The sequence below is a fragment of the Nitrosomonas sp. Nm84 genome (genome assembly GCF_003201565.1).
GTDB lineage: Bacteria > Pseudomonadota > Gammaproteobacteria > Burkholderiales > Nitrosomonadaceae > Nitrosomonas.
The window spans coordinates 1-15,378 of sequence record NZ_QJJP01000036.1; the positions used below are offsets into that span (position 1 = coordinate 1).

General features: G+C 43.6%; 18 protein-coding genes and 1 pseudogene. 10 read left to right on the plus strand and 9 right to left on the minus strand.

Features of this window, described 5'->3' with window-relative positions:
- Positions 1-468 precede the first annotated feature (468 nt).
- Positions 469-1,647, minus strand: coding sequence for a serine protease (locus C8R34_RS14440; protein WP_110341783.1), 1,179 nt, complete (start codon positions 1,645-1,647; stop codon positions 469-471).
- A gap of 327 nt (positions 1,648-1,974) precedes the next feature.
- Here C8R34_RS14440 and C8R34_RS14445 point away from each other — a divergent pair, with 327 nt between their 5' ends.
- A complete protein-coding gene (locus C8R34_RS14445; RefSeq protein ID WP_110341785.1) occupies positions 1,975-2,865 on the plus strand; it encodes a pirin family protein in 891 nt (296 codons plus the stop codon).
- A 58-nt stretch (positions 2,866-2,923) separates the two neighbouring features.
- Positions 2,924-3,274, plus strand: coding sequence for a SnoaL-like domain-containing protein (locus C8R34_RS14450; RefSeq protein ID WP_110341787.1), 351 nt, complete (start codon positions 2,924-2,926; stop codon positions 3,272-3,274).
- Between the two features lie 132 nt (positions 3,275-3,406).
- Here the strand turns inward: C8R34_RS14450 and C8R34_RS14455 are convergent, their stop codons facing one another.
- Entirely contained in the window at positions 3,407-4,102 is a 696-nt protein-coding gene (locus tag C8R34_RS14455; RefSeq protein WP_110341789.1) for an SMUG2 DNA glycosylase family protein, read from the minus strand.
- An 18-nt stretch (positions 4,103-4,120) separates the two neighbouring features.
- Complete coding sequence (locus tag C8R34_RS14460) at positions 4,121-5,038, minus strand: Dyp-type peroxidase (RefSeq protein WP_110341791.1); 918 nt, start codon at positions 5,036-5,038, stop codon at positions 4,121-4,123.
- A 656-nt stretch (positions 5,039-5,694) separates the two neighbouring features.
- Here C8R34_RS14460 and C8R34_RS17435 point away from each other — a divergent pair.
- Together C8R34_RS17435 and C8R34_RS14475 are read left to right on the plus strand one after the other, a co-directional pair.
- Positions 5,695-5,787 (plus strand): annotated as a pseudogene (locus C8R34_RS17435) (hypothetical protein); the annotation flags it as partial.
- Positions 5,788-5,840: 53 nt separating this feature from the next.
- Positions 5,841-6,362 carry a calcium-binding protein gene (locus C8R34_RS14475; protein ID WP_110341795.1) on the plus strand — a complete coding sequence of 174 codons (522 nt, stop codon included), beginning with the start codon at positions 5,841-5,843 and terminating at the stop codon, positions 6,360-6,362.
- A gap of 333 nt (positions 6,363-6,695) precedes the next feature.
- Here the strand turns inward: C8R34_RS14475 and dnaB are convergent, their stop codons facing one another.
- From dnaB to rpsF, 5 genes are all read right to left on the minus strand, one after another.
- A complete protein-coding gene (gene dnaB, locus C8R34_RS14480; protein WP_110341797.1) occupies positions 6,696-8,084 on the minus strand; it encodes a replicative DNA helicase in 1,389 nt (462 codons plus the stop codon).
- 122 nt (positions 8,085-8,206) lie between these two features.
- Positions 8,207-8,662, minus strand: a complete 456-nt coding sequence (gene rplI, locus C8R34_RS14485) for a 50S ribosomal protein L9 (RefSeq protein WP_110341799.1) — start codon at positions 8,660-8,662, stop codon at positions 8,207-8,209.
- Between the two features lie 11 nt (positions 8,663-8,673).
- On the minus strand, positions 8,674-8,955 hold the full coding sequence (gene rpsR, locus C8R34_RS14490) for a 30S ribosomal protein S18 (RefSeq protein WP_110341801.1): 282 nt from the start codon (positions 8,953-8,955) through the stop codon (positions 8,674-8,676).
- Positions 8,956-8,975: 20 nt separating this feature from the next.
- Positions 8,976-9,272, minus strand: coding sequence for a primosomal replication protein N (gene priB / locus C8R34_RS14495; RefSeq protein ID WP_110341804.1), 297 nt, complete (start codon positions 9,270-9,272; stop codon positions 8,976-8,978).
- 12 nt (positions 9,273-9,284) lie between these two features.
- Entirely contained in the window at positions 9,285-9,692 is a 408-nt protein-coding gene (rpsF, locus tag C8R34_RS14500; protein WP_110341848.1) for a 30S ribosomal protein S6, read from the minus strand.
- Positions 9,693-9,938: 246 nt separating this feature from the next.
- Between rpsF and C8R34_RS14505 the strand changes: the two genes are divergently transcribed.
- The 4 genes from C8R34_RS14505 (at position 9,939) to C8R34_RS14520 (ending at position 13,395) form a co-directional block, all read left to right on the plus strand.
- Positions 9,939-10,511 carry an aminodeoxychorismate/anthranilate synthase component II gene (locus tag C8R34_RS14505; RefSeq protein WP_110341806.1) on the plus strand — a complete coding sequence of 191 codons (573 nt, stop codon included), beginning with the start codon at positions 9,939-9,941 and terminating at the stop codon, positions 10,509-10,511.
- An 18-nt stretch (positions 10,512-10,529) separates the two neighbouring features.
- Complete coding sequence (gene trpD, locus C8R34_RS14510) at positions 10,530-11,561, plus strand: anthranilate phosphoribosyltransferase (RefSeq protein ID WP_110341808.1); 1,032 nt, start codon at positions 10,530-10,532, stop codon at positions 11,559-11,561.
- Position 11,562: 1 nt separating this feature from the next.
- Complete coding sequence (gene trpC, locus C8R34_RS14515) at positions 11,563-12,417, plus strand: indole-3-glycerol phosphate synthase TrpC (protein WP_110341810.1); 855 nt, start codon at positions 11,563-11,565, stop codon at positions 12,415-12,417.
- Between the two features lie 144 nt (positions 12,418-12,561).
- On the plus strand, positions 12,562-13,395 hold the full coding sequence (locus tag C8R34_RS14520) for an HDOD domain-containing protein (protein WP_110341812.1): 834 nt from the start codon (positions 12,562-12,564) through the stop codon (positions 13,393-13,395).
- Positions 13,396-13,436: 41 nt separating this feature from the next.
- On the opposite strand, the gene C8R34_RS14525 is transcribed toward C8R34_RS14520, so the two are convergent.
- A complete protein-coding gene (locus tag C8R34_RS14525) occupies positions 13,437-13,772 on the minus strand; it encodes a YnfA family protein (protein ID WP_110341814.1) in 336 nt (111 codons plus the stop codon).
- A 143-nt stretch (positions 13,773-13,915) separates the two neighbouring features.
- On the opposite strand from C8R34_RS14525, the gene C8R34_RS14530 reads away from it, so the two are divergent.
- Together C8R34_RS14530 and mutY are read left to right on the plus strand one after the other, a co-directional pair.
- Positions 13,916-14,170, plus strand: a complete 255-nt coding sequence (locus C8R34_RS14530; protein ID WP_110341816.1) for a Rho-binding antiterminator — start codon at positions 13,916-13,918, stop codon at positions 14,168-14,170.
- 132 nt (positions 14,171-14,302) lie between these two features.
- On the plus strand, positions 14,303-15,373 hold the full coding sequence (gene mutY, locus C8R34_RS14535; protein WP_110341818.1) for an A/G-specific adenine glycosylase: 1,071 nt from the start codon (positions 14,303-14,305) through the stop codon (positions 15,371-15,373).
- The last annotated feature ends 5 nt before the right edge of the window (positions 15,374-15,378 follow it).

Sequence of the window (15,378 nt, forward strand, 5' to 3'; positions counted from 1 at the left end):
GCCTATCATCCTGCCAGCCATGTTTATATGGTTTTCAGTGGCTTGGGGCTATATTTCTCAAAAAAATGGGCTTAAGACTTAAGTAAGTGACATTCGGCTACCGACTAGCTTTTGCCAGCGCTTCCTTGACATTTGACAGATCAAAAGATCGGGAGTGATTTTTTGTTTGGTATGATAGAAAAATCCTCGCAGGAGATGAATAGAAGGGAAAGATTGACAAAACCTTAGGTAATGCAGATATCGTCTTATTTCTTATAAGCCCTAGCTTTCTGGCCTCTGACTATTTCCTTCTCGAAAATTTGCGTAGAAACTAAAGACTGGGTGTGCAAATGGTAGCTGTCAGGTATCTAAAAGTTTGATGGAACTGGAACGTGAGGTATTTTTGAAGAAATCGCCATAACGAGGAAACAATAAACTTTGATGCCCCCCCGACATAACGGGGGGTCTACTGCTATACGTTCATATTCATTAGCATGCCGCACTAGGGCAAACCGAATTGACCAGTGGCACAATATTACCACTCGTAAACGGGCTGGCGCCTTGCACTTTAGGATCAGTGCTGATGTAACCCCAACTTGTCACGGCAACAATGGTATTCTTTTTAGCGCTTAAGCCTGGAAGATCAGGCGTTGCAGAAGGATCAATACCAAAATTGATAATCCAGGGTCCACCACTGGAACCACCCCCCATTCTTGAACCAATCTGGATATTGTTAAACCATCCGGCATCGGTTATCGTGTAACCAAGCGAGTCTGTACGCTGCATCGCACCACCATTCCCCAGTCCTACCGGATAACCTAATTGGGTAATTTCGGTTGCATTAAGTCCTGCAAAAGAAGTAAAACCATAGTTATCCCAACCATAACCTAAGAAACCTGTGCGAGTACCAGGGTATACGCCTGCAACGGGAGCTGCCACCAGCACAGCGACATCATTTGGACAAACAACATTACATCCATCAGTTCCGTTGATCCATGACGTCATGACTACAGCACCTGTAACGCCATATATGCCATAAGGCGCGCTAGGAGTAAATCTATCATTCTGGGCAGGCACATAGACCCAATTGCTATAAAACGAGCCTGTACCGTATCCCGCTACACAGTGGGCAGCAGTTACTATGATGCCTTTTTTGATTAAAGAAGCAGAACAAACGAATGTGCTCGTGCCGATATTGAAAAATAGCTTACCGGATGCTCTAAAAGGATACTCTTTAGACACTCGACCCGCTTTAGCATCGGCACGCGATGTCGTGAAGGGGTGTTGAAATGTTCCAAATTCTTGTGTTGAGATTCCATCACTGACATCGATTGAACTCATCTTAGGAATCGACATAGGATTTTCCTGTCCGCTTCCTGACTGCCCGGATGAGAAACCAGGCGTACCTTTAAAAGCCTTCTTTGCTCCTACAGAAATTTCCAAAGCTTCCGGTACCATTTGTGGCGGTTCGGACATTTGCATCGCACGCGCACCAGAAAAATTAATACTAGCCATTTGAGACTGCAGATTACTTGATGGCGCTGTTAAAATAGTTACATTGCCGCTTTGTTTTACTTCACCACCAGAAACTGCTGCATAACTCGTGGCACCAAGAAAAGATAACGACATAAAAACTGCAGCTAGTCGGAAAAACTTGATCTTCTTCATCGCAACGCTCCTATTATTTTATTAAATTCGAATTTCACTCAAGGCATCTGATTTATCCGATGCCATCTAGTCGATAAACCACTCAACGTTAGAAATTCAGTGTCAATCTTCTAGCGCAGGGAAGTGTGAAGAAACATCCCCTGATGCAAAATATAGCTGCATCAGTAATCACAAGCATGTGACAAAACTCACTTTTTCATGAAGAAACAGTTCTGGTTGAGAATTCTCATCAATTGAGTTGCTTCCTAGAAACCTTCCGAATTGCTCACGTGAACATTAGCGTAGTATGATGAATGGACGTGATTCCTCAATAACAGGAGACAATTCATGATGACTATAAAACCTGAAGCATCATTCAAAAAATTATTGCGCATCCAGCGAAATACAAATCAGCATTGGGTCGGTGATGGTTTTCCGGTACGCACACTGTTCTCGTATTCAGCGCTGGGGCCCATGATCAGCCCCTTCCTACTCTTCGATTATGCCGGACCGATGGAATTTCCACCGACCGAACAACGCCGCGGCGTGGGCGAGCATCCACATCGCGGTTTTGAAACCGTCACTATTGTGTATAGCGGTGAAGTGGAGCACCGTGATAGTTCCGGTAGCGGCGGCAAAATTGGCCCAGGCGATGTGCAATGGATGACGGCAGCTTCCGGTCTGGTTCACGAAGAATTTCACGGTCGGGATTTTGCGCGGCGCGGCGGTGTACTTGAGATGGTGCAATTATGGGTCAATCTACCCACCAAAGATAAAATGTCGCCCCCGCGTTATCAAAGTATCTTGAATAGTCAGATTCCTGTCGTCCAACTTCCGAACGGTCAAGGAAGTGTGCGCGTCATTGCCGGTGAATTCGATGGAACTGTTGGGCCGACACATACCTTTTCGCCGATTAACGTATGGGATTTGCGTTTAACCAATGAGCAACCTATCGACCTAGTTGTGCCGGATGGCTACAACACACTACTGGCAGTGCTCAAGGGATCAGCCCGCGTCAATAGCTCTGAAACCATTGGCGCAGCAGAAGTCGGTCTGTTTGATCGAGCAGGCAATTGTATTCATATCGATAGTGCACCCAATACCACAGCGTTGCTATTGTGCGGAGAACCGATCGATGAACCCATCGCAGGCAGTGGCCCGTTTGTGATGAACACTGCGGAGGAAATTCGCCAGGCCATGGTAGATTACCAGAGCGGGAAAATGGGAAAAATATCATGAACATTGACAGATTGCAGTCTGCTGAATCAATCACCATTCAATTTAGGAGGAATAAAAAATGACTTTGGAAGAGAAGCTCAACGACTTAAATCAAATGATTCTCAAAGGCGAAATATTGGAATCAATGGACAAATATTATCATCCCGATTGTATCGTGATCGAAAAAAACGATGTGGTGGCACAAGGTTTAAAACAAGCTAAAGACCGGGAATCCGAGTTATTCAAAGGTGTTGAGGCATGGCTCAAATCGGAGATCATATCGACCGCCGTGGGTGACAATGTGACAATGACCGAATGGCATTACGAATACAATCACAAAGACCTTGGACATAAAAAATTCGATCAGGTAGCAGTACAGCATTGGCAGGACGGCAAGATCATCAACGACCGCTTCTATGCGCTGTATTGAACGCGGTAACTTCACAATCAAACCCTTTCGAAGGTCCGGGTGCCATTTTTGACAACGCATATCAATCTAAAAACTCAGCTAAGCTGTGGGTAGAATGACTCATGGTATAAGTAATACGCTTTGCCCAATTGCTCATTTAAAATTCTTTAATGTCAAAATGTATTTGTCAATATACAATTGTTTTTCTTTGAATTTGTATTGCTGGATATATCGTGGATGTTCCAGAACTGTCAAGCGTTCAAACAACTTTGCTTCTTTGTTCAACTTTTGAATGAAGCCTGCATTTTTCTTTCCCAATACAAACACTTCGGAAGTATCCAACCCCAGACTGATATGCTTTTTTAGAGATTGGATCATAAAGCCTTTCATCATTTCAAAAAGAGCCGGATTGTCATAATAATTGGCATTGAGCCATTTCCCGTTTATAGTTTGGCGAGTAATGGCCAAAGGAAATGGTGAGTTGATGTAAAAATGGTTATAAAAATCGCATGCTCCACCATACACCGCAATCATATCGTACATAAAAACAGAAGAAACTTCGTGGGTGTGTGCCGATAGCATTTTAATGCCGCAAACACTTTCCAATCGTTTGGTATCAGTAAATGGAACACCTGTTATTCCGGCTCCATGACGGCTCGGATTAATTCCGACAATAAACTTTCGTTGTGCCGAGTCATTATAATATTTGCGATAAAATTGTTGCATCACCTTCAGTGTTTCAGGATTGTCCAAATAAGGGTTCATTACCTGAAAGCCATTGGGCAGTATACCGGCGTAGTGTAACTCACGGTTGAAGGCGATTACTTTATCTGCAATGGTTTTTGACATAAAGATTTCATTTATTTCCTATCCCGCAAACTCTTTTAACATATTCATAGAAGGGCAAAAGAACAACGTTCCTGTTGTAGCCTTACTAAAATCTAAAATTCTATCGTAATTACCTTCTGGCTCACCTTTGAACATTCGGGTTAGCATTTTTGTTACCGTACTAAAGGTACTTGCATAAGCTATAAAGTAGGTTCCCATTTCATTGTTCGCCATACTGCCAAAGGGCATATTGTCCCGAATAATTTTCAAGTCATCGCCTACATTTGCCAATGCGGCATGTGAATTTGAAGGCTTTACATCATCAGTCATTTCAATATCATTTGCTTTACTTCTGCCGAGAACCTTTTCCTGTTCGGTAACTGGCAAAGCTCTCCACGCCACTAAATCGTGAATATATTTTTGAACGAAAAGATAGCTCCCTCCTTTATACTTTTCATCCTCATCACTAATAATCCCAAAAAATGTCCTGTCGGCACCGGAAGGGTTTTCTGTGCCATCTACAAATCCTAAAATACTTCTCCCGTCCCAATATCTAAATCCGTGAACCTCTTCTACGCACTCTGCTATTTGCGACAAGATCACCGAAATTTCTGCAGCCATATCAATGCAATAACTTTTCTCGTCGGCTCGGATATGAAAGTGTAAATCACCTTGTGTGGCAACAGCCACATGCTTTTTCCCAACTATTGGACTAAAATCAACCAGTTCTTTTGGTAGTGGTTCGGGCAGGTTCAGTTTTTTCCAGGCTTGAGAACTAATGCCCATAACTACACTTGCTCTTGAAGTAATAGTACGTACCTGGGCAGAATTATTAAGATTGTTCATCAAAGCACATACTCGTTGAAAGACGGGCTTTATAGCCGTATTGTTTTTGAAATTCCATACCATAAAAACGGTATTGTTATTCGGATAATCGATTACATTTTGGGCATCCATATTTACACCTGAAATAGTTGGTTGTTTATTTTTTACAATTTGCTTGTATTTTTTAGTCTTGTCAATTTCTTGCCAGTTCTTTGTACATTGATTCCCAACTTTGTTTCAAACTGTTTAAAAAATTTCCCGTCATAAAGACCTCTGTATAACCCCGAAAATTTACTGTAGTGAGCGGGGAAAGTTTCCGAATGACACGGATTGTGCGTTTTCTGGCAGAGAGTGAAATTCTTTCCTTTTTTAGGGGAATTCTCCTCTTGTCCACAAAAATTTTGTTGGTCGCTTTTTTCAGATTCGTGCAGATGCTTTTCATCACCACTGAAGCGTTGACTTTTATCGTGCCGAGAGTGGTTTGTGCCTGTACGCGCGGCGCATAATTGCGCTCTGGGTCTTTTGCTTTCTTGGAAACTGACCGAGGTAGTTGCGCATGAGTCTTTTTGTTGTGATTAATTTGCTAAATGATATTTGGAAAGTTTTCATCGCGCTTGTTATTGACGGTCTCCGCAACCCATCTTTCAAATAGCTAATCGCGAATGCATTGTCCATTGTCTATTGGGATGTATCTTTCTTACAAGCATCACCTGCTCCTGTACTTGTTTTTGTTTCACGTTCAAAAAAAATTGCTTATCTGAAGCAAGCTAACCACCATAACTTTCGTTATGGAGAAAACTATCACGTCCAATCGTATTGTTTTCATTGATTCCCTTATTGTCGACTATCAAAGTTTGATTCCACAAATATCTTCCGATTCAGAAATTGTTGTACTGGATAGGGATAAAGATGGCGTGATGCAGATCTTGCCGCTTTGCACAGCCGATTTGAATTGGACGCGATTGATATTATCTCGCACGGCACGCCAGGAGAAGACCGCATCAAGGGGGGCAACGGTAACGATATCCTCAACGGTGGTGAAGGCGAGGACAATCTTTTTGGTGAAAATGGCAATGACACGCTCAACGGTGGCAACAGCATTGACAATCTGTTTGGCGGTAGTAGCAACGACATATTGAATGGGGGTAATGGCAACGATTGGCTGGCGGGTGAGAAAGGTAGTGACACTCTGACCGGTGGCTCGGGCAACGACGTGTTTTCGTTTGCCAAGTTGGGTGACAACGATACCATCACCGACTTTGCCAATGGTTTCGACAAAATCCAGATTGCAGCGGACACGGGTAAAACAAGTTTTGGTCAACTAACGATAACAGGCGGCACTGATTCCCATGGCGTCGTTTATGCTACTGTCAATCTTGATAATAATAATCAGGTTACCCTGACCGGCGTTCCTCAAACTGATCTGGATGCCACAGATTTTATCTTTCCGGTTTGACGCTCTGTAGCGATAGCCTCCCACAACAGCGAATGTGGCTATTGCCGCTGCAACTGTGTGATACGCGCGTGACAGTTTAAACATATGCAGCATGTATTGGTGGATACTGTCACCCGCGTATATGATGTAAAGAGCGCGGCAATAAGTCAGGCTTTCAAATGACACCCAACGGTGTCGAAGGTCTGGGTGCCCTACGCTCCAATTATCTTCCGAATTACCGCATCTGATGACGAGCTGCTTTGCCACCACCAAGAAATAAAGTGGATTAGCTTCCATCGACACCGGGAGCCGACGAAAAATATCGATTACATGGAATTACTGAAAAACATCCTACTAATAATATTCTGACTTGGCATAACTTTCAAAGCGCGTATATTCGCCCAGAAAAGTCAAATCAACTTTTCCAATCGGCCCGTTTCTTTGTTTGCCAATGATAATTTCTGCAATGCCTTTATCGGGTGAATCCGGGTTATACACTTCGTCCCGGTAAATAAATAGAATCACATCGGCATCCTGTTCTATTGCGCCTGACTCCCGCAAATCCGACATGACCGGGCGCTTATTGGGGCGCTGTTCAAGGCTGCGGTTCAGCTGGGACAATGCGATCACAGGCACTTTAAGTTCTTTGGCCAGTCCTTTTAAAGCGCGCGATATTTCCGAAATCTCAGTGGCGCGATTCTCGCCTTGACTGCTGGAAGACATCAGCTGCAAATAATCCACCACAATCAAGCCCAACTCACCATGCTGACGATACAGCCGCCTGGATCGTGCTCTTAGTTCCAACGCATTCAGCGCCGCGCTCTCATCGATAAAAATCGGCGCTTCGTTGAGTTTGCCCAATGCATGAGTCAGTCTAGGCCAATCCTGATCGTCCAGACGACCGGTACGAACCTTATGCTGATCCAGCTTGCCGACAGATCCCAACATACGCATTGCCAGCTGTGCGCCACCCATTTCCATACTGAATACAGCAACCGGTTTATGCAATTCCAGGGCAACATGTTCTGCGATATTGAGCGAGAAGGCAGTTTTACCCATGGATGGTCGGCCCGCTACAATAATCAGGTCTCCGGGTTGAAATCCGGATGTCTTCTGATCGAGATCGTGAAAACCGGAAGCAATGCCGGTTACATTGCTCGGATTATCCTGGCTGTAAAGTAATTCTATTCTCTCAACCACTTGCTTCAAGAGCGGTTGAATATCCATGAATCCTTCTTTGCCTCTGGCACCTTCTTCAGCAATTTCAAAAACTTTTGCTTCCGCTTCATCCAACAAATTGGCTGCAGAACGCCCAGCGGGATTATAGGCGGAATCTGTTATCTGCACGCCGATTTGTGCCAGATTACGCATAATTGAACGTTCACGCACAATCTCGGCATAGCGCTTGATATTAGCGGCTGACGGGGTATTTTGCACGATCGTGCCTATGTAAGCGAGTCCGCCGACAGTTTGAAGCTCTGCGGATATTTCCATCGATTCGGCGATTGTGACCACATCGGCAGGCTTATTTTGCTCGATCAATTTACAGATATGGTGATAGATCAGACGATGATCCTGTCGATAAAAATCACTATCGGTAATGATGTCGGCAACTTTTTCCCAGGCATTATTATCCAGCATGAGCCCACCCAGCACAGATTGTTCACTTTCAATGGAGTGCGGTGGCGTTTTATAGGAATCTAAAAATTGATCTTGACTGATACTGATGGGTGATTGCGCCATGGATATCCATTTAGGAACACAAGTGGTTAATGTTTGATTCTATCATCTGCTGAATTCCAAATAAAAAAGGACTATTCACATAGTCCTTTTTCAGCATTTTCTCTGAGCGTTTTTTATAACTATCAAACCATTGCTTCGCCCAACACAGAAACCGTGATATTTGCTGAAACATCACTGTACAACGCAATGGTAAGCGGGTAATCCCCAACTTGTTTCAGCGGTCCATTCGGCATGCGAATCATTGATCTTTCAATAGCAAAACCTTGTGCAGCAAGCGCTTCACCGATATTTGCATTGGTAACTGAACCAAATAACTTGCCGTCATTGCCGGTTTTTTGGGTAATCTGTACTAGCAATCCATCTAATTTATCAGCGATAGCCTGAGCAGCTGCTAACGATGCAGCTTGAATCTTCTCAAGCTCGGCACGCTTAGATTGAAACTCTGCGATCGCCTGCTCGGTTGCACGTTTTGCTTTTCCTTGGGGGATTAGATAATTACGCGCGAAGCCGCTTTTGACATTCACAATGTCGCCCAATTGCCCTAAATTAACAACTTTTTCCATCAAAATGATTTGCATATTATGACTCCTCAGTGCTGATCAGTATAAGGCAATAATGCCAGGAAACGAGCATATTCCACTGCTGTACTGAGCTGGCGCTGATAGAAAGCGCTTGTTCCGGTTATGCGCGCTGGAATGATCTTACCATTCTCACTAATAAAGTCTTTTAAGATTTCAATGTCTTTATAATCAACATTCTTTATGCCTTCCGCAGTAAAACGACAGAACTTCTTGCGCTTAAATAAAGGGCGATTGGCTTTTTTCTCTCTTTCTTTATCTTTACTGTCTTTACGTCTTGTAAAACGTGTCATTTTAATTCCCTATTATCTGATTAAATAAGTTCGATATGATCTGTATGCAGCACCAGTTGTTGATTCATATGACTTTTTCTATTGAGAAACCCGATGAGCTTAACCGTACTATCAAGCTTAAATCCGGCAACAGTCAAAGCCAGTTGTCCCAATGCTACTGCAAGAATATCCAATATTATTTGTCGGGCTACACCAGCTTCCTTTTGTCGAGATACATGCTTGATTGTAAACTCGATAACGGCAATACCGGCAGGCGTGTAACGCAGGATGCCTAGCTTAACAATTTTTCCACAAATGATTGTTTGGTTACATTCCAATTGCTATACAGTCTACGCAGAGGCGCTGGATTCTTCCGGCGTATCATCAGACTCCTCAGCGCTTGCATCTGCAGTGTGCAAGCCCGCGGCACTCGATCTTTCCTCTTGGCGCATCATGGGCGATGGTTCTGTGACAGGACCTTTTGTTTTAATGGTTAAATGTCGCAGAATAGCATCATTGAATTTGAACGCATGATCCAAGTCATCCAACGTTTCTTGATCACACTCAATATTCATTAACACATAATGCGCTTTATGAACTTTCTGAATCAGATAGGCAAGCTGGCGGCGCCCCCAATCTTCCATACGATGAATTTTGCCGTTCTTTGCAGTGACAATACCACGATAACGTTCGATCATTGCTGGTACTTGCTCACTTTGATCAGGGTGAACAATAAAAACTATTTCGTAATGTCGCATAAATTCCTTTTGGGTAAAGTCTCCCATCAATTGAGATTAATCATGGTGAGACAAGGTTTAAAACCGTGTAATTTTACTGAATTAATAAGGCAATATCAAATAATGTTCAAATATTTGCGATTATGTTATTAGCATTATCATTGAACTGGTAAAATTTATTCGCTTAATTTGACCACCCATCATTTGATATAATCTTTCTCACAAAAATTTAAACAATAGTATGTACAAACAAAGTGTTAAAAAAATATGCTGCTAATGATTGATAACTACGATTCTTTTACTTATAACTTGGTGCAATATTTCTCTGAATTGGGTGAACACGTTGTTGTATACCGGAATGATGAAATCACCCTGGATAAAATTTCGCAGCTTAACCCCGAACGAATAGTCATTTCTCCTGGCCCCTGCACGCCCAATGAAGCGGGAGTATCACTGTCAGTGATTAATCAGTTCAGCCGGAATATTCCAGTTTTAGGGGTTTGCCTGGGACATCAGAGTATCGGGCAAGCATTCGGTGGTCGAATCATTCATGCAAAACAACTGATGCACGGCAAAACTTCACCAATTTTTCATCATAATCAGGGCGTTTTTCGAGATTTGCCAAACCCTTTTATCGCAACCCGCTACCACTCACTGGTTGTCGAACGCTCGACATTGCCCGATTGTCTTGAAATTACAGCATGGACCGAAGATGATGAAATTATGGGGATACGCCATAAAACACTGGCCATCGAAGGCATCCAATTTCATCCTGAATCCATTTTGAGCGAGCATGGACATCAAATGCTCGAAAATTTTCTTAACCGATCCGTAAATTAGTCTGAATAAGGTCACGTAATGACTCCACAAGAAGCACTGCACCGTATTATTGCGCATCAAGAAATACCGCACGATGAAATGGTATCCTTGATGCGGCAAATCATGCAGGGAGAACTCTCGCCCGTTCTTATCGCCGCAATTATCACCGGTTTGCGGGTAAAAACAGAAACCATCGGAGAAATAGCCGCAGCTGCCGAAGTCATGCGTGAATTGGCAACCAAAGTTGAGATTCCCGATAGCACTCATCTGGTCGATACCTGCGGCACAGGCGGAGATTCGTTACACACATTCAATATTTCAACAGCATCGGCATTCGTTGCCGCAGCTACGGGAACCCGTGTCGCCAAACATGGCGGCAGATCAGTCTCAAGCAAATCAGGTAGCGCTGACGTCCTTGAAGCGCTCGGTGTCAATTTAAACCAAACGCCACAACAAGTTGCGCAAAGCATCAGTGAAATCGGTGTCGGTTTTATGTTTGCCCCGAATTACCACGCTGCCATGAAACACGCCGCGCCAGTACGACGTGAACTCGGTGTCAAAACATTATTCAACATCCTCGGACCGCTCACCAATCCTGCTGGCGCCAAACAGCAAGTACTCGGCGTATTTAATCGTGACTTGGTTAAAACGCTGGCACATGTGCTGCAGCGACTAGGCAGCAATCATGTATTGATAGTCAACGGACACGATGGATTGGATGAAATTACAATAACCGGTGAAACACATGTCAGTGAATTGAAAAACGGTAAGGTAGAAACGTATACCATCCGACCGGAAGATTTTAATCTTAAGACATCTTCAATCGAAGCGATTCAAGTTACGGATAGCGCGCATGCCAAAACGATGCTGCTTTCCGTACTGAAAAATGTCGCCGGCCCTGCTCGTGATATCGTCTTATTAAACGCCGGTGCCGCTATCTATGCAGCCGGTATCGCGGATACTCTTGAACAGGGCATAAAAACAGCGCAGCAAGCTATTGAAAGCGGTGCGGCATTAAAAAAACTTCATGAGCTCGTGGAATTCACTCAAAAAACTGCTGCTGAGAAATAACATGCCCGACATTCTAAGAAAAATTCTTACCGTCAAGAAACAAGAAATTGCTGCTGCCAAAGCATTAAAATGCTATTCGCTATTACTCCAGGAAGCCCAATCAGCGCTTCCTGCACGTGATTTTATCGCAGCAATTCGTAACAAAATCAATGTAGGGCAATCGGCTGTCATTGCCGAGATCAAACAAGCCAGTCCCAGCAAAGGTATCTTGCGTGGACATTCATCCGGGGCAAACGCACAATCGTTTGAATTTTTACCGGCAGAAATCGCCAAAACTTACGCGCAACACGGTGCAGCCTGCCTATCGGTATTGACGGATAAACAATTTTTTATGGGTAGCCCCGAGTATTTGCAAGCAGCCCGTGCGGCATGCCTGCTGCCGGTTTTACGTAAGGATTTCATTCTTGACGCATATCAGATTGCTGAAGCGCGTGCCATGAATGCGGATTGTATCTTATTGATAGTCAGTGCTTTCTTGTTGGAATACGATGGTAGCGAATCTAACAGCACCCCTTTGATACAGATGCAGGAGCTTGAAAAATTAGCCCATTCACTGGGTATGGCGGTTCTGGTGGAAGTACATGATGCAACTGAACTGGATCTGGCACTGCAACTCACCACACCATTAATTGGTATAAACAACCGTAATTTAAGAACTTTTGAAACATCATTAAATACGACGTTGGAATTATTGCATAAAATCCCACCCCATAGAATTGTAGTCACGGAAAGTGGCATACATCATCCTACAGATGTTGCATTGATGCGCAACAACCAAGTGAATGCCTTTCTTGTCGGCGAAGCTTTCATGCGTGCTGAAGATCCGGGCATTGAACTAGAACGGTTATTTTCGTGATTCATTACTGCACGGTTTTAGCACGAATTGCCGTAAAAACACGTTCTTGATTAAACAATCACAAGTAGATAGCTTATTGTTTCCTAAAAATTTATCAAGAAATGTCGTAGGAAACTGCATGACACCTTAATTCAGGAGCTAAGCATGCTACCGCAAAAACAGCGAAAATTATCAGAATGGGTAGGTTTTCTTACCACCGCAGAAATTCCTGTTTTAAAACAAACTGTGCGTAATCTTGCAGTCTTGGAGCAAGATGAGCAGCATCTAAATGCTCGCAGCATTGCCCACGCTGTGAAACATGATCCGCTCATGACAGTTAAGCTATTACGTTATTTGCAACAGCACAAACATCGTAATCAAGAACACGACGTTGTGGAGGTCGAACAGATCATCATGATGCTTGGACTCGAAACCACATTAAACAAAGTCCCTGCAAAGCCGCTGGTGGAAGAAATTCTGGGGCGCAATAACATGAATGCACTCGTTTACCTGTTAAAAACTGCTCATCGCGCAAATATTGCCTCTTCCTATGCGTTTGACTGGGCAGTTCGCCTGCACAACTTACATTTTGAAGAAATCCGTGTCGCTGCATTATTGCATGATATTACTGAAATATTGATGTGGTGTTTCGCACCCAACGAAATGCTACAGATCAAAAGCCTACAAAAACAAGACAAAACCATACGCAGCGCAACGGCGCAAGAAAGCATTTTTGGATTCACATTGAATCAATTGCAGCATGAACTCGTTGTGAGATGGAAATTACCACAACTATTAATTACGCTAATGGACGACAGCTGTTCAGCCCTACAACGCGTTCGTAATGTGACTCTCGCTGTCAATTTAGCCAGACATTCTGCCAATGGTTGGGATGATGCTGCTTTACCCGATGATTATGAAGACATAGCCAAACTTTTGCACTTGCAAGCTGGGGAAGTTATGACCATCGTAGGCGCTAATAAGCGACATGAAGGTTAAATTGAGACTGAGATTTAGCACAATTTATTACGCCTCTCTACTTACCTGGCCAATTGCCTGCCGTACATAATTACCATCGCGCCCGCTAAACAAATCAGTACGCCAACCCAGTCTGTGACAGCTGGCCGAACCGCGTCAATCACCCACAACCACATCAGCGCCACGCAAATGTAAACACCGCCATATGCGGCATAAACACGACCCGCAGCCTGAGGATGAAGTGTCAGTAACCAGACAAATATGCCTAGGCTAATTGCTGCCGGCAGCAGCAACCAGATAGATTTCCCTTCCTTTAACCAAAGATAAGGCAAGTAACAGCCAATTATTTCGGCAAACGCAGTCGCAATAAATAAACTTAATGTTTTTAAAATTTCCATTACTTAGTTTTGAAATGGTATTGAACAGCTGTAACAAAATTGTTTTACGGTCAGTGCAACCCAGTTTAATACCGCCTTGCTATCTTGCTCCCGGTATCGTATATAGTATGCTTACTTAATACCACTTAAAGGAACCTATCGCTATGACTCAGGATGCAATCTCGTGCGAGCTTCATGATTTTGTCGAGGTAGCTTGTATGTATGGTTATCAGCTTAAACTCATGTTAAAAAATAACCAAATCATTGAGGGTAAGGCCATTGATATCGTTAATTCTCCTGAACGACGCGAATGTTTAGTTATTGATTGCGGTTCGAGACAGCACATTGAATTAACCCAGCTTGCCAAAATGCAAGTGCTGACACCCAATGCCAAATTTAATGAAGTTGTTTTTGAGTAATTCTTTTACAAAAACTATCAACATTGTTCCCATCTTGACATTGTAGACTCAGCTGATCAGGTTTTACTCCACAATGATAAAAACTCATGCGTCACCGCATTCTTTGAAAACAGCTTATTTACTCGTGCAAAGATGTCATTGATCGCAACTCAGTTAGTGCATTGGCATAAGCAACACGGTCGCCATCATCTGCCTTGGCAAAGGAGTCGAGATCCGTATGCTATCTGGTTATCCGAGATTATGCTGCAGCAGACGCAGGTCAATACGGTCATTCCTTATTATCTGCGCTTTATGCAAGCGTTCCCGACAATCAGCAGTCTGGCGCAGGCGCCTCTCGATGCGGTGCTGACACTTTGGAGCGGTCTTGGCTATTATTCACGTGCCCGCAACTTGCACCAAGCTGCGCGCATCCTGATGCAAGATTATCAAGGACAATTCCCGGATACCTTAACATCGCTCCAACAACTACCGGGAATCGGACGTTCAACTGCTGCTGCCATAGCAGCTTTTGCTTTCGGCAAACGCGAAGCTATTCTGGACGGCAATGTGAAGAGAATTTTCACACGCTGCTTTGGGATTGCAGGCTATCCGGGCGACAGTAAGATACAAGCCCTATTGTGGAACAAAGCCGAAGAATTGTTACCCGTTCATTATCGTGACGGCCAGATTGAAATTTACACGCAAGCATTGATGGATCTGGGCGCTACTGTTTGTACACGTCACACCCCGCTTTGTCAGGCTTGCCCGTTGCAGCAGCACTGTGTTGCACACATAGAAAACCGGGTGGATCAATTACCAACAAAAAAATTGCGCAAACCTTTACCTCAAAAAGAAACCGTTTTTTTACTGCTGGTACAACATCAAAAATTACTTTTGGAGAAAAGACCCGCTTCAGGTGTCTGGGGCGAATTATGGTGTCTACCCGAAATCGAAACCAGGACAGATGCGGCGCTTTATTGTCAACACCATTGGGGCATCAAGGTCCAGTCACCCATTGAATTGCCAACGCTAGATCATCAGTTTACACATTTCAAGTTACGCATTTATCCGCAACTGCTGCAAGTTATCTCCGACACGTTCGTACCACAAAATAAATTTATTTGGATTAAACCAACTGATGCACTTGAACAAGCTATTCCAACACCTGTCAGGAAACTGTTAAAACAAAATTTTTTATCTGATAACCGTACCCTTACTACCTGAGTTCA

What these genes read in the sequence shown, in the direction of transcription:
- C8R34_RS14530 (WP_110341816.1), top strand. Translation starts at nt 13,916, where the DNA reads ATGACTCAGGATGCAATCTCGTGCGAGCTTCATGATTTTGTCGAGGTA.
- C8R34_RS14525 (WP_110341814.1), bottom strand. Translation starts at nt 13,772, where the DNA reads ATGGAAATTTTAAAAACATTAAGTTTATTTATTGCGACTGCGTTTGCC.
- C8R34_RS14440 (WP_110341783.1), bottom strand. Translation starts at nt 1,647, where the DNA reads ATGAAGAAGATCAAGTTTTTCCGACTAGCTGCAGTTTTTATGTCGTTA.
- mutY (WP_110341818.1), top strand. Translation starts at nt 14,303, where the DNA reads ATGTCATTGATCGCAACTCAGTTAGTGCATTGGCATAAGCAACACGGT.
- C8R34_RS14520 (WP_110341812.1), top strand. Translation starts at nt 12,562, where the DNA reads ATGCTACCGCAAAAACAGCGAAAATTATCAGAATGGGTAGGTTTTCTT.
- C8R34_RS14460 (WP_110341791.1), bottom strand. Translation starts at nt 5,038, where the DNA reads ATGGATGCCCAAAATGTAATCGATTATCCGAATAACAATACCGTTTTT.
- trpC (WP_110341810.1), top strand. Translation starts at nt 11,563, where the DNA reads ATGCCCGACATTCTAAGAAAAATTCTTACCGTCAAGAAACAAGAAATT.
- C8R34_RS14505 (WP_110341806.1), top strand. Translation starts at nt 9,939, where the DNA reads ATGCTGCTAATGATTGATAACTACGATTCTTTTACTTATAACTTGGTG.
- C8R34_RS14445 (WP_110341785.1), top strand. Translation starts at nt 1,975, where the DNA reads ATGATGACTATAAAACCTGAAGCATCATTCAAAAAATTATTGCGCATC.
- trpD (WP_110341808.1), top strand. Translation starts at nt 10,530, where the DNA reads ATGACTCCACAAGAAGCACTGCACCGTATTATTGCGCATCAAGAAATA.
- dnaB (WP_110341797.1), bottom strand. Translation starts at nt 8,084, where the DNA reads ATGGCGCAATCACCCATCAGTATCAGTCAAGATCAATTTTTAGATTCC.
- C8R34_RS14455 (WP_110341789.1), bottom strand. Translation starts at nt 4,102, where the DNA reads ATGTCAAAAACCATTGCAGATAAAGTAATCGCCTTCAACCGTGAGTTA.
- rpsR (WP_110341801.1), bottom strand. Translation starts at nt 8,955, where the DNA reads ATGACACGTTTTACAAGACGTAAAGACAGTAAAGATAAAGAAAGAGAG.
- rplI (WP_110341799.1), bottom strand. Translation starts at nt 8,662, where the DNA reads ATGCAAATCATTTTGATGGAAAAAGTTGTTAATTTAGGGCAATTGGGC.
- C8R34_RS14450 (WP_110341787.1), top strand. Translation starts at nt 2,924, where the DNA reads ATGACTTTGGAAGAGAAGCTCAACGACTTAAATCAAATGATTCTCAAA.
- rpsF (WP_110341848.1), bottom strand. Translation starts at nt 9,692, where the DNA reads ATGCGACATTACGAAATAGTTTTTATTGTTCACCCTGATCAAAGTGAG.